The 18,894-nt window shown below is 67.6% G+C and carries 15 protein-coding genes; 12 read left to right on the forward strand and 3 right to left on the reverse strand.

What is annotated here, in order from left to right; translation table 11 throughout:
* Nucleotides 1-139: 139 nt before the first annotated feature.
* From Q0C42_RS09055 to Q0C42_RS09075, 5 genes are all read left to right on the forward strand, one after another.
* Nucleotides 140-2,128, forward strand: a complete 1,989-nt coding sequence (locus Q0C42_RS09055; protein WP_295074513.1) for an acetate--CoA ligase family protein — start codon at nt 140-142, stop codon at nt 2,126-2,128.
* A complete protein-coding gene (locus Q0C42_RS09060; protein WP_295074514.1) occupies nt 2,128-2,928 on the forward strand; it encodes a carnitinyl-CoA dehydratase in 801 nt (266 codons plus the stop codon). Before Q0C42_RS09055 ends, Q0C42_RS09060 begins: the two co-directional genes overlap by 1 nt.
* Nucleotides 2,929-2,994: 66 nt before the next feature.
* Nucleotides 2,995-3,690 (forward strand): SDR family NAD(P)-dependent oxidoreductase, encoded by a 696-nt coding sequence (locus tag Q0C42_RS09065; protein ID WP_295074515.1) that lies wholly within the window; start codon nt 2,995-2,997, stop codon nt 3,688-3,690.
* 25 nt (nt 3,691-3,715) lie between these two features.
* A complete protein-coding gene (locus Q0C42_RS09070; RefSeq protein WP_295074516.1) occupies nt 3,716-4,186 on the forward strand; it encodes an OsmC family protein in 471 nt (156 codons plus the stop codon).
* 218 nt (nt 4,187-4,404) lie between these two features.
* Nucleotides 4,405-6,018, forward strand: a complete 1,614-nt coding sequence (locus Q0C42_RS09075; RefSeq protein WP_295074517.1) for a GMC family oxidoreductase — start codon at nt 4,405-4,407, stop codon at nt 6,016-6,018.
* Between the two features lie 76 nt (nt 6,019-6,094).
* Here Q0C42_RS09075 and Q0C42_RS09080 read toward each other — a convergent pair whose 3' ends face one another.
* A complete protein-coding gene (locus Q0C42_RS09080; RefSeq protein ID WP_295074518.1) occupies nt 6,095-6,877 on the reverse strand; it encodes a TIM barrel protein in 783 nt (260 codons plus the stop codon).
* Between the two features lie 6 nt (nt 6,878-6,883).
* On the reverse strand, nt 6,884-7,465 hold the full coding sequence (locus Q0C42_RS09085) for a DUF1285 domain-containing protein (RefSeq protein ID WP_295074519.1): 582 nt from the start codon (nt 7,463-7,465) through the stop codon (nt 6,884-6,886).
* 105 nt (nt 7,466-7,570) lie between these two features.
* Here Q0C42_RS09085 and Q0C42_RS09090 point away from each other — a divergent pair, with 105 nt between their 5' ends.
* From Q0C42_RS09090 to Q0C42_RS09115, 6 genes are all read left to right on the forward strand, one after another.
* On the forward strand, nt 7,571-8,386 hold the full coding sequence (locus Q0C42_RS09090; RefSeq protein WP_295074520.1) for a hypothetical protein: 816 nt from the start codon (nt 7,571-7,573) through the stop codon (nt 8,384-8,386).
* Nucleotides 8,387-8,538: 152 nt separating this feature from the next.
* On the forward strand, nt 8,539-9,543 hold the full coding sequence (locus tag Q0C42_RS09095) for a MoxR family ATPase (protein ID WP_295074521.1): 1,005 nt from the start codon (nt 8,539-8,541) through the stop codon (nt 9,541-9,543).
* A complete protein-coding gene (locus tag Q0C42_RS09100) occupies nt 9,540-10,427 on the forward strand; it encodes a DUF58 domain-containing protein (RefSeq protein WP_295074522.1) in 888 nt (295 codons plus the stop codon). The genes Q0C42_RS09095 and Q0C42_RS09100 overlap by 4 nt, the downstream gene beginning before the upstream one ends.
* The gene (locus tag Q0C42_RS09105; protein ID WP_295074523.1) at nt 10,428-13,214 is read left to right on the forward strand and encodes a DUF4159 domain-containing protein; all 2,787 of its coding nucleotides are present in this window, start codon (nt 10,428-10,430) and stop codon (nt 13,212-13,214) included.
* Nucleotides 13,211-15,280, forward strand: a complete 2,070-nt coding sequence (locus tag Q0C42_RS09110) for a hypothetical protein (protein ID WP_295074524.1) — start codon at nt 13,211-13,213, stop codon at nt 15,278-15,280. Before Q0C42_RS09105 ends, Q0C42_RS09110 begins: the two co-directional genes overlap by 4 nt.
* A 150-nt stretch (nt 15,281-15,430) precedes the next feature.
* Nucleotides 15,431-16,681 carry an NAD(P)/FAD-dependent oxidoreductase gene (locus Q0C42_RS09115; protein WP_295074525.1) on the forward strand — a complete coding sequence of 417 codons (1,251 nt, stop codon included), beginning with the start codon at nt 15,431-15,433 and terminating at the stop codon, nt 16,679-16,681.
* Here the strand turns inward: Q0C42_RS09115 and Q0C42_RS09120 are convergent.
* Nucleotides 16,649-17,338: a DUF599 domain-containing protein gene (locus Q0C42_RS09120; RefSeq protein ID WP_295074526.1), complete on the reverse strand. Its 690-nt coding sequence runs from the start codon at nt 17,336-17,338 to the stop codon at nt 16,649-16,651. The genes Q0C42_RS09115 and Q0C42_RS09120 overlap by 33 nt on opposite strands.
* 82 nt (nt 17,339-17,420) lie before the next feature.
* On the opposite strand from Q0C42_RS09120, the gene Q0C42_RS09125 reads away from it, so the two are divergent.
* Entirely contained in the window at nt 17,421-18,854 is a 1,434-nt protein-coding gene (locus tag Q0C42_RS09125; RefSeq protein WP_295074527.1) for an FAD-linked oxidase C-terminal domain-containing protein, read from the forward strand.
* Nucleotides 18,855-18,894 lie beyond the last annotated feature (40 nt).

Genomic DNA, 18,894 nt, shown 5'->3' on the forward strand with positions numbered 1-18,894 from the left:
CGCCGATGACCGCGACAGGTGAAATCCTGCCTCGGCCCGCCGGGGCAGGGAGCCATTCCCTCCATTTCATCTGTCTGAAAATATCCCGGGGGTCCGGGGGCAGCGCCCCCGGCGGATCCGGCCGGGCCGGAGGCCGCAAATGACGCGCCTTGACCGCCTGCTTCGCCCGCGCCACATCGCCGTACTTGGTGCCGGCTGGGCGCTGAATGTCATCGAGCAGTGCGCCAAGATGGGCTTCAAGGGCCCGGTCTGGCCGGTGCATCCGACCAAGTCCGAGATCGGCGGGCTGAGGGCTTATGCCTCGCTCGCCGACCTGCCAGAGCCACCCGACGCGGTCTTCATCGGGGTGAACCGCTTTGCCACCATTGATGTGGTGGCCGAGCTGGCCGCGATGGGGGCGGGGGGGGCGATCTGTTTCGCCTCGGGCTGGACCGAGGCGGGGGAGCCGGGGCTGCAGGACAAGCTGGTCGCTGCGGCGGGGGAGATGCCGATCCTCGGCCCGAACTGCTATGGGGTGATCAACTACCTTGACGGCGCGCTGCTCTGGCCGGATCAGCATGGCGGGGTTCCGGTTTCCAGCGGGGTGGCGCTGGTCAGCCAGTCGTCCAACATCGTGATCAATCTTGGCATGCAGCAGCGCGGCCTGCCGGTCGCCTATGTCGCCTGTCTGGGTAATGCGGCCGTGGTGGGTCTGGCCGAACTGACCGGCGCCCTGTTGGACGATCCGCGGGTTACGGCCGTCGGCCTATACATCGAGGGGATCGATGACGCCCCGGCCTTTGCCGCTTTGGCCGAGAAGGCGCGGGCGATGGGCAAGGGGGTTGTCGCGATCAAGTCCGGGAAGACCGAGCTTTCGCGGACCGCTGCGGCCTCGCACACGGCCTCGCTGGCGGGCGGGGGGGCGGCGTCCAGCGCCTTTCTGCGCCAGATCGGGGTGGCGGAAGTGGACAGCCCATCCGAACTGGTCGAGGCCCTGAAGATCTTTCATGTCCACGGGCCGCAGATCGGGCGGCGGCTGTGTTCGCTGTCCTGTTCCGGCGGCGAGGCGGGGCTGGTTGCGGATCTGGCCGCACCTTTCGGGCTCGCGTTTCCGCCGGTGCCGCAGGCGACGCATGACCGGTTGTTTGCCGTGCTGGGAGAGATCCCCACGATCTCCAACCCCTTGGATTACCATACCTTCATCTGGGGCGATGGCCCCAAGACCACCGAGGTTTTCACCGCGATGCTGGAGGCCTATGACGCCGGCATCTACATCATTGACGCCCCCCGGGACGATCGCTGCGATCCGTCGGGCTATGATCCCGCCTTCCGCGCCATCATCGATGCGCAGAAGGCGACCGGGAAAATCGCTTTTCCGGTCGCCTCGATGGCCGAGAACTTCGGCGAAGGCCGGGTGCAGTCTATGATGGCGGAAGGCGTCTGCGCGCTTCTGGGGCTGGAGACGGCGCTGGCGGCGATCCGTGCGGCCCAGACCGCTCCGGGTGTTGCGGGATGGCGGCCGGTGGTGGCGCTGCCCCCCCGCGAGACGCGGATGCTGTCGGAGGCGGAGGGGAAGGCTTTGCTTGCGGCGGCGGGTGTCGCGGTGCCGGGCTCTGTCACCGGGGCGACGATTGCCGAGGTCGCGGGGAGGGTGCGTTTCGGCGCGCCCTATGTGCTGAAGGGCCTTGGCTTTTCGCACAAGACCGAGGCCGGTGCGGTGCGTCTGGGGCTTGCCGCGCTGGAGGGGCAGGCCGAGATGCCGGGTGCGACCGGGTATCTGGTCGAGGAGATGGTGACCGGGGCGGTGGCCGAGGTGCTGATCGGCCTGCGGCGCGACCCGGTCTACGGGGTGACGCTGACGCTGGGCATGGGCGGGGTGACGGCCGAGGTGCTGGCGGACACGGTGACGATGGTGCTGCCGGTGAGCGAGGCTCATGTTCTGGAAGCGGCGCGGGGCTTGCGGCTTTGGCCCTTGCTGGATGGATACCGGGGGCGGGCGAAGGCGGACATGGTGGCGGTCGCGGCAATGGCGGTGCGGCTGGAGGCGCTGATGCTGGCGGACGAGGGTCTGGAAGAGATAGAAATCAATCCGGTCATGGTGCGCGAACAGGGCGCCGTGGCGGTGGATGCGTTGGTCAGGAGGATATGATGGCGATGCAAATGCGGTCCGAGGGGCCGATACTTACGCGGCGGGAAGGGGCGATCCTGGAAGTCACGCTCGACGCGCCGAAGGCGAATGCGATCAGCCTCAAGACCAGCCGTGTGATGGGGCTGGTGTTCCGGGATTTCCGCGATGACGACAGTTTGCGGGTCTGCATCCTGCGCGCGGCGGGGGAGAAGTTCTTCTGCCCCGGTTGGGACCTGAAGGCGGCGGCCGAGGGCGATGCGGTGGACGGCGACTACGGCGTAGGCGGTTTCGGCGGGTTGCAGGAGTTGCCGAACCTCAACAAGCCGGTGATTGCCGCGGTGCAGGGCATCTGCTGCGGTGGCGGGCTGGAACTGGCGCTGTCGGCGGACCTGATCCTGTGTTCCACCAACGCGACCTTCGCCTTGCCGGAAATCCGGTCTGGCACCGTGGCGGACGCGGCCAGCATCAAGCTGCCCAAGCGCATTCCGTATCACGTGGCGATGGACCTGCTTCTTACGGGGCGCTGGTTCGATGCCGAGGAGGCGCATCGCTGGGGCCTGATCAAGGAGATCTGCGCGCCGGACGAGTTGCTGGGCAAGGCCTGGGACCTGGCGCGGCTTTTGGAAAGCGGGCCGCCGCTGGTCTATGCGGCGATCAAGGAAGTGGTCCGCGAAGCGGAGGCTATGCGCTTCCAGGACGCGCTGAACCGGGTCACCAAGCGGCAGATGCCGACGGTGGACCGGCTTTATTCGTCCGAGGACCAGCTGGAGGGGGCGAAGGCGTTTGCGGAGAAGCGAGAGCCGGTCTGGAAGGGGAAGTAAAGCGGCGTGCTGGACACGCACACTTACCGTGCCTAGCCTATGAAAAGGCTGCGGAGAATGTCCGGAATGAAGAAAGTTGCTCTGGTCACGGGTGGTTCGCGTGGGATCGGGCGGGCAATTGCGCTTGATCTGGCGCGTGATCACCATGTGGCGATCACATGGCTGACGTCCGAACCTGCCGAGTTTTCGGACAGCATCCTGATAATCAGGGCCGATCTGACCAACGCCAACGTTGGGTCAGAAATCATGGAACAGGTTATGGCGCGGTTTGGCCGTCTTGACGTTATCATCAACAATGCCGGTGCCGTTGCCCCTTCTGCGCCTGACAGCTTTGATGTCAGTGCCTTGCGTGCCATGCTTGACATCAACCTGCTGGCCCCGGGAATGTTGCTTGCTGCCGCTCTGCCGCACCTGAGATCCGGTTCATCAATCGTCAACATCTCTTCAGGAAATGCAGTTTTGCCGCCACGCGGGGCCGCGATCTATGGCGCTAGCAAGGCAGCGCTGAACTTGTGGACGCGTGGGATGGCCAAAGAGCTTGGTCCTCGGGGAATTCGGGTGAATGCGGTGGCTCCGGGCGCCACCAACCTGCCTGAAGCGCCGCGTTCGCCTGAACTCACACAGCTTTTCGTCAATGACACTGCACTTGGTCGCATTGGAACACCGCTGGACGTTGCCCGCGCCGTCCGGTTCCTGGCTGGCGATGAGGCCGGATTCATCACTGGTCAAGTACTTGAGGTCTCGGGCGGATACCGCCTTTGACGCCCACCGAATTCGGGAGCCAACCATGCCCAACCACGACTACACTACCCGCATCCTTTGGACTGGCAACCGGGGCGAGGGGACGGCGCATTACAAGGGGTATGACCGGACCTGGGACATCGCGGTGCCGGGGAAGGCTGTCGTGCACTGCTCGAACGACCCGCTTCTGGGCGGTGATCCGGGCAAGATGAACCCGGAGGACCTTCTGTTGTCCGCGCTCTCGGCCTGCCACATGCTTTGGTACCTGCACTATGCCGCGGATGCGGGGATCGTGGTGACGTCCTACACCGATGCGCCGGTCGGGGTCGGCGAGGTCGGGCGCGGTGGGGCGGGGCGGTTCGTGAAGGTGACGCTGCGGCCGCATGTCGGGGTGGCTCCGGGAACTGATCTTGTGGCGGCGGAGGCGGTCCACCACCGGATCCACGAGGTCTGCTTCATCGCGCGGTCGGTGAATTTCCCGGTGGACTATGCTCCGACTTTCGAGATCGCGTCCTGAAACAGGCTGCGGTTATCAAATGGAGCGCCTTGCGGCGCGAAGTCCCTTTGTCTCGGCTTCGCGCGTGAAGGACGCGCGAAACCTCGGGCGGCCTCCGGCGGGGATATTTGCTGCCAGGTGAAAGGTTCTTGTGAGTTGGGCGACATCCCGTGTCGCGAACAAACATTCCGCCGCACTGAAGGCGCTTAGGTTGACGCTCAAAACGCCCGGGGGCCTGGATGGACGAGACCGATTACATCATCGTGGGCGCGGGGTCGGCGGGCTGCGTGCTGGCGGACCGCTTGACCGCCTCTGGCAGGCACAAGGTCACGGTGCTGGAGGCGGGCGGGTCGGATCGGCGGTTCTATGTGCAACTGCCGCTGGGCTATGGAAAGCTGTTCTACGACCCCTCGGTGAACTGGCTTTACAAGACCGAGCCGGACCCCGGGCTGGCGGGCGCGCGGGACCATTGGCCGCGGGGCAAGGTCCTGGGCGGGTCGTCCAGCATCAACGCGATGGTCTGGATCCGGGGCCACCGGGCAGATTACGAGGATTGGGGCCGCGACAATCCCGGTTGGGGCTGGGACGAGTGCCTCGCGGCCTACCGTGCGCTGGAGGACAACGAGGCGGGCGGCGATGAATGGCGCGGCGCGGGTGGGCCGCTTTTCATCTCGGCCAACCGCTCGGGTCTGCACCCGCTGGTGAAATCCTACGTCGCGGCCTGCGGCGAGAGCGGCTTGGCGGAGAACCCGGATTTCAATGGCGCCGTGCAGGAGGGTGCCGGGATCTACCAGATGACGATCCGGAATGCGCGGCGGAACTCGGCGGCGCGGGCCTTCCTGCGTCCGGCCATGAAACGGCCGAACCTGCGGGTGATCACCGGGGCGCTCGCGACGAAGGTGGTCATCGAGGGCGGTCGGGCGGTCGGCGTCGAATACCGGCAGGGCAACGCGATCCGGGTGCTGCGCGCGAGGGCCGAGGTGATCCTGGCAGGGGGGGCGATCAACTCGCCGCAGCTTTTGCAGCTTTCGGGGATCGGGCCGGGGGGGCTGTTGCAGGGGTTGGGCATTCCGGTCGTCCGGGACAACGCGAACGTCGGCGATCACCTCAGCGACCATCAGGGCATCAACTATACCTGGTCGATGAAAGTGCCGACCTACAATGACGAGCTTCGGCCTTGGTGGGGCAAGCTTCGGGCCGGTCTGCAGTACTTCATCGGCGGCGGGGGACCGCTGGCCAAGTCGATCAATCATGGCGGCGGCTTTTTCCGGACCCGGGCGGACATGGACCGGCCGAACATGCAATTGTACTTCCAGGCGTTCTCGACGCTGGTGCCGCGCGACGGAGAGCGGCCGATCCTGAACCCGGACCCCTGGTCGGGCATGTCGATCGGGCTGTCGAACTGCCGCCCGACCAGCCGGGGGCATATCCGGCTGCGAACCGCGCTGGCCGAGGATCATCCGGTGATCACGGCAAACGCGTTTTCCACCAACAACGACGTCGAAGAGATGCTGGCGGCGGTCAAGCACCTGCGCCACATCGCGGCCCAACCGGCGCTTTCGCGGCTTATCAAGGAAGAGTTGCGCCCCGGACCGGAGGTCGTGACCGACGAGGCGCTGATCGCCGACTTCCGCGCGCGGTCGGGAACGGTCTATCATCCAAGCTGCACCTGCCGGATGGGGCGGGATGCGGCAGGGTCGGTCGTGGACGCCGGCCTGAAGGTGCATGGGGTCGGCGGTCTGCGGGTGATCGACGCCAGCGCCTTCCCGAACATCATCGCCGGGAACACGAACGCTCCGGCGATGCTGATGGGCTGGAAGGGCGCGGAACAGGTGCTGGCCGACGCGCGGTGATCGTGGCGGCACCCTGATCCTGCGGGCGGTGGGCGAACCTGCCTTGCGGCAGAACCACCCACCCTACGCCCGTGCGTCAGGCCGAGCCGCCGATCAGGACGCCACGCGACTTCAGTGCGGCAAGCCAGCCGAGACCCTGGGCCGTGCCCTTGGCCGGGCGATATTCGGCGGCGATCCAGACCGGCGGGCCGCCATTGTCGATGGCATCGCAGAGGTCGGGCAGTGAGAACCCGCCGCCGCCCGGCTCGTTCCGGCCCGGAAAGCCCGCGATCTGGACGTGGTTGATGTGGTGGCGGTGGGCGGTCCAGACAGCGCCTGCATCGCCGTGGAGGCGCGCCGCGTGCCAGACGTCGTACTGGATGCCGATCCGGGGATCGGCGATGTCGTCCAGGATGCGGGCGGCCTGGTCGTAGTCGTTCAGGAAGTAGCCCGGCATGTCGTCAGGGTTCAGGGGTTCGAGGCAGAGCGTCAGATCCGGTGCCTCGGCCAAGGCCCAGGTCAGGTTTTCCGCGTAGCATTGTTCGGCCTGCGGGCCCTTGGCGACCCCGGCCATCACGTGCACGCGCGCCGCGCCCAGCCGGGTCGCGTACTCGGCCGCGCGCAGGAAACTGTCGCGGAACCGCAGTTCCATCCCCGGCACGGCAGCAAAACCCCGGTCGCCCGAGGCCCAGTCGCCGGGGGGTGTGTTGATCAGCGCCAGCGGCAGACCGTTCAGCGCCCGCTCCCAGTCGGCCATCGGCTGGTCATAGGGAAACAGCACCTCGACCCCGTCAAAGCCGCAGCGCGCCGCCCAGTCGGGGCGGTCAAGGGTGGGGACTTCGGTGAAGAGGAAGGTCAGGTTCGCGGCAAAGCGGGGCATGGGTGATCAGGGCAATTCCGACGAGGGGATAACCGGGAAAAACTGCCCCGAGGACCATATTCCGAACCACTTATGCCCGTCATGCACCTCATGGCAACCCAGATCGACCAGCCGGTAGAAGGATTTCCGGTCGATCAGCGCCCAAAGATTGCTGCGGACAAGGATATAGGGCGCAGGTTCGCCGCTGACCGGGTCCCGTTCGACCCGCAAGGGATGGTCGGGACCAAGGGTCGCCGTGTCCTCGGTCTTCGTGGTGAAGGTCAGGGTCTGGGCCTGGCCCTGGCCGGAGACGTCGAAGTCGGTGGCCAGAAGCGGGGCGTCATCGACGGTGATGCCGACCTTCTCGACCGGAGTGACCAGGAAGTAATCATCGCCTTCCCGTTTCAGGATCGAGGAGAACAGCTTGACCAGCGGTGCCCGGCCGATTGGCGTGCCGAGGTAGAACCAGGTCCCGTCGCGGGCGATGCGGATGTCGAGGTCGCCGCAGAAGGGCGGGTTCCACAGGTGGACGGGGGGAGGGCCCTTGGTGCCGGCTGCCTTGGCGGCGGCGGCAAGCGTGTCGGCATCTGGTTTCGGAGGTGTCTGCATGGGCGCGCACTCTAGCGGGGATGGGGGCTTGTGCAACGGTGGCTTTGGGGCCGAGGTTCCGACGCCGGGTTGACAGGGGTGCCTGCGCCCCGCCTGATGCCGCACATGGCCCCATTTCATCTGACGCCGCAAACTCTGGTCGGGCGCCGCTTCGGCCCCGACACCTTCGACGGCATCCGCATCGCGCTGATGGGCTTCTGCCCGCCCCCGGCAGCCTTCGGGCGCTATCCGCGCGACCGCACCCGGGACCAGCATTTCATCCATCTGGCGCCCGAAAGTGTCCGGATCGTCACGCATGGCGGGCTGCCGGTCCTGTCGCTGTCGCATGTCTACGGCGGGCCGGTCGCCTCGGCGACGGTGGAAGAGCTGGCCTGGTACGGGATCGAGCATGTGCTGGCCTACGGGCTGGCCGGGGGGCTTGGCGTGGGCGCCGCGACGGGCGAAACGCTGGGGATGGGTGCCTTTTATCTGGTGCAGGACGCGCTGGCACGGGACGGGACCACTCCGCATTATTCCGAGGCTTCGGTCATTCCGGCCGACCCGGGGCTTGTGGAACAGGTCCGCGTGGCCTGGACCGGGCCGGACCCGATCCTGCCGGTCCGCGCCGCGACCAATGACGCGATCTACCGGGAAAGCGATGCGATGCTGGACCGGTTTCGGGCAGGCGGCTGCCATGTGGTCAACCTCGACTCCGCGCATCTTTATGCGGCTAGTCTGGTGAACAGCGCCGGGCGGCGATTGCGGACCGTCCAGTGCGGGGTGGTGTCGGATGTGGTCGAACGCGACGGCAGTTTGCTAAGCGCGTTGGCCGAAATGCTGGCGAAGGGTGCGACGGGGGTGAACCCGCTGGACAAGACCGGCGAGATCGTCCGGTTCTACATCGAGACCCTGTCGCGCCGGCTGATCGACAAAATTCCTTGAGCAAGAAGCTTGGAAATCTCCTTGCTTCAGGAATTTGGCTCCCCGCTGACGCCGCTCTCACGATCATTTGTGTCAAGTCGCCTTTTGCCATTTGTGCCCGCCGGGATACTTCGCTTTAGTGGCGGGGATAGACCCTGAAGGGAGCTGAATTCATGGCCGACACCAAGGCGCTGGTCGCGGAAATCGAGACGCTGGGCGCGACGCTGGGACAGGCGAAGGCCTCGATCAACCGGCGGTTCATCGGGCAGGAGAAGGTCGTGGACCTTGTGCTGGCCTCGATGCTGTGTGGCGGCCACGCGCTGCTGGTCGGCCTGCCGGGACTGGGCAAGACGCGGCTGGTGGATACCCTGGGCACGGTGATGGGCCTGAAGGCCAACCGCATCCAGTTCACCCCGGACCTGATGCCCGCCGATATCCTGGGGTCCGAAGTGCTGGAAACCTCGGGCGAGGGGGGCCGCGCGTTCCGCTTCGTGGAAGGTCCGATCTTCTGCCAGCTTTTGATGGCCGACGAGATCAACCGCGCCTCGCCCCGGACGCAGTCGGCGCTTCTGCAGGCGATGCAGGAAAAAGAGGTCACCATCGCGGGCCAGCACCGGCCCCTGGGCCGGCCGTTCCACGTCCTTGCGACCCAGAACCCGATCGAACAGGAAGGCACCTATCCGCTGCCCGAAGCGCAGCTTGACCGCTTCCTGGTGCAGGTGGACGTCGAATACCCGACCCGCCAGACCGAGCGTGACATCCTGATCGCCACGACGGGTGCCGAAGAGGCCGAGGCGCATCAGGTCTTCACCACCGCCGAGCTGATCAACGCACAGGGCGTCATCCGCCGCATGCCGGTCGGCGAACAGGTGGTCGAGGCGATCCTTGACCTGGTGCGTGCCTGCCGTCCGGGGGAACCCGAGGGGCGGGACCTGGCCGACTCGCTCAGCTGGGGTCCCGGCCCCCGCGCCGCGCAGGCGCTGATGCTGACGGTCCGCGCGCGGGCGCTTCTGGACGGGCGGCTTGCGCCGTCGATCAGCGATGTGGCCGATCTGGCGCAGGCGGTGCTGGTGCACCGGATGGCGCTGTCCTTCGCCGCGCGCGCCCGGGGCGAGACGCTGGCCGGGATCATCTCTCGCGTGACGGCCAAGACCCTGCGTCTAGAGGCGGCGGCGTGAGTGTAGCCCCCCAGGCACGGGACGGCGACCTGCGCTCGCGCGCCGAGGCACTGGGTCAGACCCTGCCGCCCCTGCTGGCCGAGGCCGAGATGCTGGCCTCGACCGTGATGATGGGCGAACACGGGCGGCGCAGGGCAGGGCTGGGGGATGAGTTCTGGCAATACCGCCCGGCCCACCAGGGTGATTCCGCGCGGATGATCGACTGGCGGCGCTCGGCCCGGTCGGACGCCCATTTCGTGCGGGAACGCGAATGGCAGGCGGCGCAGTCGGTGACGATCTGGGTCGACCCGGCCAAGTCGATGAGCTTTACCGGCGACAAGTCCCGCGCGCCCAAGGCGGACCGGGCCAAGCTTCTGGGCCTCGCGCTGGCGGTCCTTCTCTTGCGCGGTGGCGAGAGGGTGGGCCTTGCGGGGCTGGCCGCGCCCCGCTCGGGGCGGGCGCAGCTGTTGCGGCTGGCCGCGCGGCTTTCGGGTGAGGCGGCGGATCAGGATTTCGGCGCGCCGGAAACCGAAGGCATGGTCAGCCACGGCCGCGGGGTGTTTCTGTCCGACTTCCTGGGCGACCTTTCTGGCATCGAGGCGGGCCTTGCCCGCGCCGCCGACCGTGGGGTGAAGGGGGTCCTGATCCAGGTCCTCGACCCGGCGGAAGAGGAGTTTCCCTTCGACGGCCGCACGATCTTTGAATCGATGGGTGGCACCATGCGCCACGAGACCCAGCAGGCCGGAGAGTTGCGGACCCGCTATCTGGCGCGTCTTGCCGAACGGAAGGACCGTCTGGCGACGCTGGCCCGCGCCGTGGGCTGGCACTTCTCCACGCACCACACCGGCGCGCCCGCGCAATCGGCGCTGCTTTGGGCCTATGTCGCGCTGCAGGGGGGGCGGTAGATGTTCACCCTCGGCCCTCTGGGTTTTGCGGCCCCCTGGCTGTTGGTGGCGCTGATCGCGCTGCCGGTGCTGTGGCTGCTGCTGCGCGCCGTGCCGCCCGCGCCGATCCGGCGTCGGTTTCCCGGCGTGGCGCTGCTTCTGGGCCTGAAGGACGAGGAGGCCGAGACCGACAAGACGCCGTGGTGGCTGCTTCTTCTGCGCACGCTGGCCATCGCGGCCGTCATCATCGGCTTTGCCGGGCCGGTCCTGAACCCAGACGACCGCGCACCGGGAACGGGGCCGATGCTCATCGTGGTCGACGGTGGCTGGGCCGATGCCCGCGACTGGCCGCAGCGCCTCGAGAAGATCGAGGCGCTGGTCGAAGAGGCCGGGGTGCAGGGCCGTCCCGTGGCGCTGTTGCGGCTGACCGACGCGCCGGGCGTGGTCGAGTTCCAGACCTCCGAGGCCTGGGCTGGCCGGGCCGCGGGTCTGCAGCCGCAGGCCTGGGCCCCCGCCGACTTTGCCGAGTGGGCCGAGGTCCTGCCGGACGGGGATTTCGAGACGACCTGGCTGTCCGACGGCTTGGACCATGACGGGCGCGACGCGCTTCTGTCGGCACTTCAGTCGCGCGGCGACGTGCGGGTGATCGAGAACATCCGCGCGGTTTATGGCCTGCACCCCGCACGCTTCGAGGACGGCAATGTGGTCGTCGCGGCCAGCCGGATGCCTGCGGGCGACGCGGGCTCGGTCGAGGTGGTGGCGCAAGGTCCGGACCCTTCGGGGATCGAGCGTGACCTGGGACGCGTGACGCTGGCCTTCGAAAGCGGCGCTGCACAAGCCGAAGCCGCGATGGACCTGCCGCCAGAACTGCGTAACCGGATCACGCGCTTCGTTCTGGAAGGCGCGCGGACGGCGGGGTCGGTCAGCCTGGCCGACGACAGCCTCAAGCGCCGGAAGATCGCGCTGATCCAAAGCGGCGCGGACGAGGAAACCCTGCAGCTTCTCTCGCCGCTGCACTACCTGCGCCAGGCGCTTGCACCGACGGCGGACATCATCGAGGGCAACCTGAAGGACACGCTGCTGGCCAACCCGGACGTGGTGGTCCTGGCCGATGTGGCCGAGATCGCCGGCCCGGAACGTGACGCCCTGCTGGAGTGGGTGGACAAGGGCGGCCTGCTCCTGCGTTTCGCCGGCCCGGTGCTGGCAGCCAGTGACGTGAGCCGCATCGACGAGGACCCGCTGCTGCCGGTCCGCCTGCGCGAAGGCGGCCGGACAGTGGGCGGCGCGATGAGCTGGGGTGAACCGAAGGCCCTGGCCCCGTTCCCCGAAGGCTCGCCCTTCTTCGGACTGACCGCGCCCCCCGATGTCGTGGTGCGCGAACAGGTGCTGGCGCAGCCCGACCCCGACCTGACCGAACGCACCATTGCCGCGCTGGACGACGGCACGCCCCTGATGACCCGCAAGGTGATCGGCGGCGGGCAGGTGGTGCTGGTGCACGTCACCGCCAACGCCGAATGGTCCTCGCTCCCCCTCTCGGGCCTGTTCGTGCAGATGCTGGAGCGGCTGGCAGTGTCGACCAAACCGGCCCAGCCGGAAGCCGCGGACCTGTCCGGCCAGACCTGGGTGCCGGAAGTGGTGCTGGACGCCTATGGCGCGGCGACGGACGCCGGCGAACTTCCGGGCGTCGAGGGCGAGGCGCTGGCCGAAGCCATCGCGCAGGGCCCGTCGCTGGCCTTCCAGCCCGGGCTTTATGCCGGGGCCGACCGCCGGGTGGCGCTGAACGTCCTGGGCGACGAGACGACGCTGGAGCCTGCGGTCTGGCCGCAAGGCGTCCCCGTCGACCGGCTGGAGGCGCGGGCCGTGCAGGCGCTGAAGGGCGACTTCCTGACCTTTGCGGCGGTCCTGCTGCTTCTGGACGTGCTGGCGGCGCTTTGGCTGGCGGGCCGGTTGCGCGGCCTTGCGCGCGGGACGGCCGCTGTCCTGGCGCTGGCGCTGCTGGTGGCCACCCCGCGCGAAGCGCAGGCGCAGGACACCCCCGGGCCGAACGACGACTTCGCCGTGCAGGCGACCTCCTCCGTTGTCCTTGCCTATGTGCAGACCGGCGACCCGCAGATCGACGAGCTGTCTCGGCAGGGTCTTCTGGGCCTTTCCGACAAGCTGTGGCAACGCACCTCGATCGAGCCGCTGATGCCGATGGCGGTGGACATCGAAAAGGACGAACTGGCGTTCTTCCCCTTCCTCTACTGGCCGATCTCGACCGCAGCCGCCGAACCTTCGGATGCAGCCTATGCCAAGCTGAACCAGTATCTGCGGACCGGGGGGATGATCCTCTTTGACACCCGCGACGCCGATCTTGCCGGTTTTGGCGGCGGCACCACACCTGAGGGGCAGACGCTTCAGGTGATCGCCTCTGGCCTGGACATCCCGCCGTTGGAGCAGATCCCGCTCGACCACGTCCTGACCCGCACCTTCTATCTTCTGCAGGACTTTCCCGGCCGCCATCAGGGCGGGCAGCTTTGGGTCGAGGCCGCACCGAATGCCGAGGCCGAGGCCGCCGAGGGGATGCCGTTCCGCAACCTCAACGACGGGGTGACGCCGGTGGTGATCGGCGGGGCGGACTGGGCCTCGGCCTGGGCGACGGATGACATGGGCGTGCCACTGGTCCCGATCGGGCGCGGCTTTGCCGGCGAACAGCAGCGCGAGATCGCCTACCGCTTTGGCATCAACCTCATCATGCATGTGCTGACCGGCAACTACAAATCCGACCAGGTCCATGTCCCGGCACTTCTGGAAAGGCTGGGCCAATGACCGCCTCTGTCGTCTTCGCGCCGCTGGTTTCGATGTGGCTGGTCTATGCCCTGGCCGCCGCTGCTGTGCTTGTGGTGGGTCTGGCGCTGTGGCGCGGGCTTTCGGGCTGGTGGATCCGCGCGCTGGCCCTTGGCGCGCTGGTCCTGGCCCTTGCAAACCCCGCCTTGCAGGAGGAGGAACGCCAGAACCTCTCGGACATCGTGATCCTGGTGGTCGACGAAAGCGCCAGCCAGTCGCTGGGTGACCGCGCCTCGCAGACCGAGGCTGCCATCGCTTCGGTCCAGGCCGAGATCGCGCAGATGCCGAACACGGAACTCCGCATCCACCGCGTCGGTGACGGGGACGAGGATGCCGGGACGCTGGCCATGACCGCCCTCGCCGAAGCCCTTGCCGAGGAACCCCGCGCGCGGGTGGCGGGCGCGATCCTTCTGACCGACGGTCGGGTCCACGACCTTGGCGTCGTCCCGAACCTGCCCGCGCCGCTGCAGGTCCTGCTGACGGGCCGCGAGGCCGATTGGGACCGCCGCATCGTCGTCAAGAACGCCCCCGCCTTCGCCATCATCGGCGAAGAGTTCCAGCTTGAGCTGCGCGTCGAGGACATCGGCGCCGCCCCGGCCCTGGGAGCCGAGGTCGAGCTGACCATCGCGATCGACACCGAGGAACCCGCGACCTACACCGTGCCCCTGAACGAGGATCTCGAACTGCCGGTGACGCTGCCGCATGGCGGGGCGAACGTGTTGCAATTCTCGGTCAAGCCGGTCGAAGGCGAGATCACCGACCGCAACAATGCCTCCGCCGTGCAGATCAACGGGGTGCGCGACCGGCTGCGGGTGCTTCTGATCAGTGGCGAACCCCACGCCGGGGAACGCGTCTGGCGCAACTTGTTGAAATCCGACGCGGCGGTGGATCTGGTCCACTTCACCATCCTGCGCCCCCCGGAAAAGCAGGACGGCGTGCCGGTCGACGAGCTTTCCCTCATCGCCTTCCCGACCCGCGAGCTGTTCGTCGAGAAGATCGAGGAATTCGACCTGATCATCTTCGACCGCTACCGGATGCGGGGCATCCTGCCGATGTCCTATATCGAGAATATTGTCACCTATGTCCGGGGTGGCGGCACCGTCCTTGTGGCAGCGGGGCCGGAGTTTGGCGCGGTGGACAGCCTTTACCGCTCGCCACTGGCCGAAATCCTGCCGGTCGCGCCGACCGCGCAGGTGATCGAAGAGGGGTACCGCCCTGCGCTGACCGAGCTTGGCCGCCGCCATCCCGTCACCGAGGGGCTTGAGGCCGAGGCCCCCGAAGGCGGCTGGGGCCGCTGGTTCCGGCTGATCGAGGTCGAGCAGGTCGATGGTCAGGTGCTGATGTCGGGTCCGGGTGACCGGCCGCTTCTGGTCCTGAACCGGGTCGATGCGGGTCGGGTCGCGGTGCTTGCCTCGGACCACGCCTGGCTTTGGGGCCGCGGGTATGAAGGTGGCGGCCCGCAGCTGGAACTGCTGCGCCGGCTGGCGCACTGGATGCTGAAGGAACCCGAGCTTGAGGAAGAGACGCTGACCGCCGAGGTCAAGGGCGAGGCGATGACCATCATCCGCCGGACCCTGGCCGAGGAAGACCCGGGCCCCGTCACGATCATCGGTCCTGACGGCACGACGAGCGAACTTGCCATGCCGCTGGCCGCGCCGGGCCGCTATGAGGCCGTTTTCCAGGCCCCGGTGCTGGGGCTTTATCGGCTGGAACAGGGCGCGTTGACCCGCGTGATCGCCGTTGGCCCCGCGCAGCCGCGCGAGTTTGTCGAGACCATCGCCTCGGGCGCCGACCTGGCACCCTTGGCTGATACGACCCGAGGCGGCGTCACCCGGCTGGAACCCGGCAACCCCGATATCCGCACGGTCGCCGAGGGCCGCCTTGCCGTCGGCCGCGGCTGGATCGGCATCACCCCGCGCGAGGCCTACCTTACGACTGAGGTGAACGTCGTGCCCTTCCTGCCCGCCTGGGCCTGGCTGCTGATCGCTGCCGGCCTCGCCGTGGTCGCCTGGCTGGTCGAGGGCCGCAAGGGCGCGAAGGCGGCCTGACCGGACGCTCGTCCCTTCCTTCGGTCGGCCCTCGCTGACGCCAGCGAAGAGCGACCGAAGGAAGCGATGAGCGTTGCCTGCAGAGCCCGGCCTTGGCGCGAATCGCTCCGCTTGCCATCCTGTCCGCATTTGAGAGCGGAGGGATTTGGGATGACGGACGTCGATGTCGTGATCGTGGGCGCTGGCTGCGCCGGTCTGGCCGCCGCCAAGCGGCTTCGGGCGGCGGGGCTGACCTTCCGTGTCGTCGAGGCGATGGACCGCATCGGCGGGCGCGCCCTGACCACCACCACCGACTTCGGCCTGCCCTTCGACATCGGCTGTGCCTGGCTGCATGCCGCCGACCGAAATCCCTTCTTCCCCGAAGCCGTCGCGGCAGACTGGACCCTCCAGCACCATGACATGGCCCTCGACCACCTCTGGTTCGGCCGCCGGAAAGCGACGGACGCCGAGATGGAGCGCGAGAAGCGTGCCGAGGCCGAGCTTGCCGCCTGCATCGAACGCCACAGGGGATCAAGCGACCGGCTCTCTGCCCTGGTCGAGGCCTGCCACGGTCTGCGGGTCAGCGCGACCTTTGCCGGGCCGATGGACTTCGGCGCGGATGATGACGAGATCAGCGTTACCGACTACCGCGCGGCGGCGGACCTTGATCCGAACTACTTCACCAGGGAAGGCTTCGGCGCGCTGATCCACCGCTGGGGCGCGGACGTGCCGGTCACGCTGGGCACGCCGGTCAAGCGCATCCGTTGGGATGGACCGGGGGTCGAGGTCGAAACGGCGCAGGGGACGATCCGGGCAGAGGCGGTCATCGTCACCGTCTCGACCGGGGTGCTGGCCTTCGAGGACATCGCCTTCACTCCCGACCTTCCCGACAGCCATCTGGAAGCGATCTGCGACCTGCCGATGGGGCTTCTGACCAAGATCCCGGTGAAGATCGAAGGCACGCGCCTCGGCCTGAAGCCTTTCGACGACGTGCTGATCGAACGCCACGCCCGCCACGACCTGTACTTCCTGGCCTTCCCCTTCGACACCGACCTCATGGTTGGTTTTGTCGGCGGCGACTTTGCCTGGGAGATGGAGGCGGCTGGACGTGCGGCAGCTGTCGATTTCGTCACCGACCGGCTGGTGGACATCTTCGGTTCGGATGTGCGCAAAGCCGTCGCTCATGGCAGCATGACCAACTGGTCGGCCGAACGTCATGTCCGGGGCGCCTATGCCGCCGCCCGTCCTGGGAAGGCCCATGCCCGTGAAGTGCTGAAGGATCCGGTGGGCGAAAGGATCTGGTTCGCGGGCGAAGCGCTGGCGGGTAGCCTGAAGCAGACCGCCGCCGGGGCGCGGTTGTCTGGCGAGGCGGTGGCGGGGCAGGTGGCGCTATGGCTCTCGCATCAGGATGACGCGGCGTGAGTGGCTGGCAAACTCGCGCCGTAGCAGGATGCCGGTGGCCAGTACCGTCCCCGTCAGGAGCCCCCAGGGGCCAAGCAGCCAGCCAAGCGCGGCGAGGGCGAAGTAGATCGACTTCAGGCCCCGGTTGAAGCTGCGCGCGGCCGTGATGTTGATCTCGGCCGCCTGGCCCGCGCGGTGAAAGGCGAGGCGGTCTTCCGGGTCGTTCGGGACGGCGGCCATCAGGATCGAACAATAGCCGAAGAGGCGATGCGCCCAGACGAACTTCAGCAGCGCATTGGCGAGAAACCCGATCACCGGCAGCATCTTGAGGGCCACGTCCGGCCCGGTCCCGGCCAGGGGCAGCTCGTCCGTCAGCCTTTGCACCGCCGCCGCATTGCCGATCAGCGCCACGCCACCCCCGATGGCGATCATGCAGGCACTGGCGAAGAACGCCGTCCCCTGCCGCAAGCTGTCGATCAGCGTCGCGTCGAAGATCCGGGGCTGTCGCGTGACGAAAGTCCGCATCCAGTCGCGGCGATACTCCTCCATCAGGACCGAGACCGAGGGCCGGCTTTGGGTCGGATGCTCGCTCAGCCAGCCCGAGATCAGCCAGGCCAGGACCAGCCCCGCCAACAGGAGGAGGTCAAATGTCGGAAGGCTGCCAAGGTCCATTGTCATGGCTGAACACTAGGGGCGGGGTTTTTCCTTGTCAGCAGGTGAAATTGGTTATATTTCTTTACCAGTCAGCGGGAGGTTGCCAATGGACATGCCAGCGCCGGACCTTGGGGTCATCTCGCGGAAAGCCCGCATCGTGGCGCGGTTGCGCGCGATCCTGCCCGCCGACGCGGTGATCGACGCGCTGGAGGAGTTGCGCGTCTACGAATGCGATGCGCTGACCGCCTACCGCTGCCCGCCTCTGGCCGCTGTCCTCCCGCGGACGACCGAAGAGGTCAGCGCCGTGCTGCGGGTCTGCTGGGAAGAAGGCGTGCCGGTGGTGCCGCGCGGATCGGGGACCAGCCTCGCCGGGGGCGCGATGCCGACGGCGGATTCGGTGATCCTGGGGGTCGCGCGGATGAATGCGGTGATCGAGACGGATTACGAGAACCGCTTCATCCGGGTGCAATCGGGCCGGACCAACCTGTCGGTCAGCGGCGCGGTGGAGGCGGAAGGGTTCTTCTACGCGCCCGATCCCTCCAGCCAGCTGGCCTGCGCCATTGCCGGAAACATCGCGATGAACTCCGGCGGGGCGCATTGCCTGAAATACGGCGTCACGACCAACAACCTGCTGGGCGTGACCCTGGTCAAGATGGACGGAACTGTAGTGACACTCGGCGGACCCTGGGGCGATCCGTCGGGGCTGGACCTGCTGGGCGTCGTCTGCGGGTCCGAGGGACAGCTTGGCGTGGTGACCGAGGCCTGGCTGCGCATCCTGCCGAAGCCCGAAGGCGCGCGGCCGGTGCTGGTGGGCTTCAACTCGAACGAGGTCGCCGGGGCCTGCGTGGCCGACATCATCCGGGCGGGAATCCTGCCTGTCGCCATCGAGTTCATGGACCGACCCTGCATCCGCGCCACCGAGGCCTTCGCCAAGGCCGGCTACCCGGATTGCGAGGCGCTTCTCATCATCGAGGTGGAGGGGTCGGACGCCGAGATCAGCGAACAGCTTGCCCGCATCCGTCAGATCGCCCTTGCGCATGAGCCGGTGGAGTTCCGCGAAGCCGCCGACGAGGACCAGGCCAAGCGCATCTGGCTGGGACGGAAATCGGCCTTCGGGGCGATGGGACAGATCAACGACTACATGTGCCTTGACGGCACGATCCCGGTCTCCTCGCTGGCGCATGTCCTGAAGCGGATCGGCGAGATGAGCCGCGAGTTCGGGCTGGATGTCGGCAACGTCTTCCACGCGGGCGACGGCAACATGCACCCGCTGATCCTGTTCGACGCGAACAAGCCCGGCGATCTGGAACGTTGCGAGGCCTTCGGGGCCGAAATCCTGAAGCTTTGCGTCGAAGTCGGGGGCTGCCTGACGGGCGAGCATGGCGTCGGGATCGAAAAGCGCGACCTGATGGCGGTGCAGTTCGCGCCCGAGGACATGGAAGCGCAGATGCGGGTGAAGGACGTGTTCGATCCGAAATGGCTGCTGAACCCGGCGAAGGTGTTTCCGCTGGGTATCAGTGCCGTAAGGCGCGCGGGTTGACCGCCGGGGGCCAGCCCCCGGACCCCCGGGATATTTGTGC

Origin of the sequence: Tabrizicola sp. (assembly GCF_022842145.1) — a bacterium.
Lineage (GTDB): Bacteria > Pseudomonadota > Alphaproteobacteria > Rhodobacterales > Rhodobacteraceae > Tabrizicola.

What these genes read in the sequence shown, in the direction of transcription:
- Q0C42_RS09055 (WP_295074513.1), top strand. Translation starts at nt 140, where the DNA reads ATGACGCGCCTTGACCGCCTGCTTCGCCCGCGCCACATCGCCGTACTT.
- Q0C42_RS09060 (WP_295074514.1), top strand. Translation starts at nt 2,128, where the DNA reads ATGGCGATGCAAATGCGGTCCGAGGGGCCGATACTTACGCGGCGGGAA.
- Q0C42_RS09065 (WP_295074515.1), top strand. Translation starts at nt 2,995, where the DNA reads ATGAAGAAAGTTGCTCTGGTCACGGGTGGTTCGCGTGGGATCGGGCGG.
- Q0C42_RS09070 (WP_295074516.1), top strand. Translation starts at nt 3,716, where the DNA reads ATGCCCAACCACGACTACACTACCCGCATCCTTTGGACTGGCAACCGG.
- Q0C42_RS09075 (WP_295074517.1), top strand. Translation starts at nt 4,405, where the DNA reads ATGGACGAGACCGATTACATCATCGTGGGCGCGGGGTCGGCGGGCTGC.
- Q0C42_RS09080 (WP_295074518.1), bottom strand. Translation starts at nt 6,877, where the DNA reads ATGCCCCGCTTTGCCGCGAACCTGACCTTCCTCTTCACCGAAGTCCCC.
- Q0C42_RS09085 (WP_295074519.1), bottom strand. Translation starts at nt 7,465, where the DNA reads ATGCAGACACCTCCGAAACCAGATGCCGACACGCTTGCCGCCGCCGCC.
- Q0C42_RS09090 (WP_295074520.1), top strand. Translation starts at nt 7,571, where the DNA reads ATGGCCCCATTTCATCTGACGCCGCAAACTCTGGTCGGGCGCCGCTTC.
- Q0C42_RS09095 (WP_295074521.1), top strand. Translation starts at nt 8,539, where the DNA reads ATGGCCGACACCAAGGCGCTGGTCGCGGAAATCGAGACGCTGGGCGCG.
- Q0C42_RS09105 (WP_295074523.1), top strand. Translation starts at nt 10,428, where the DNA reads ATGTTCACCCTCGGCCCTCTGGGTTTTGCGGCCCCCTGGCTGTTGGTG.
- Q0C42_RS09110 (WP_295074524.1), top strand. Translation starts at nt 13,211, where the DNA reads ATGACCGCCTCTGTCGTCTTCGCGCCGCTGGTTTCGATGTGGCTGGTC.
- Q0C42_RS09115 (WP_295074525.1), top strand. Translation starts at nt 15,431, where the DNA reads ATGACGGACGTCGATGTCGTGATCGTGGGCGCTGGCTGCGCCGGTCTG.
- Q0C42_RS09120 (WP_295074526.1), bottom strand. Translation starts at nt 17,338, where the DNA reads ATGACAATGGACCTTGGCAGCCTTCCGACATTTGACCTCCTCCTGTTG.
- Q0C42_RS09125 (WP_295074527.1), top strand. Translation starts at nt 17,421, where the DNA reads ATGGACATGCCAGCGCCGGACCTTGGGGTCATCTCGCGGAAAGCCCGC.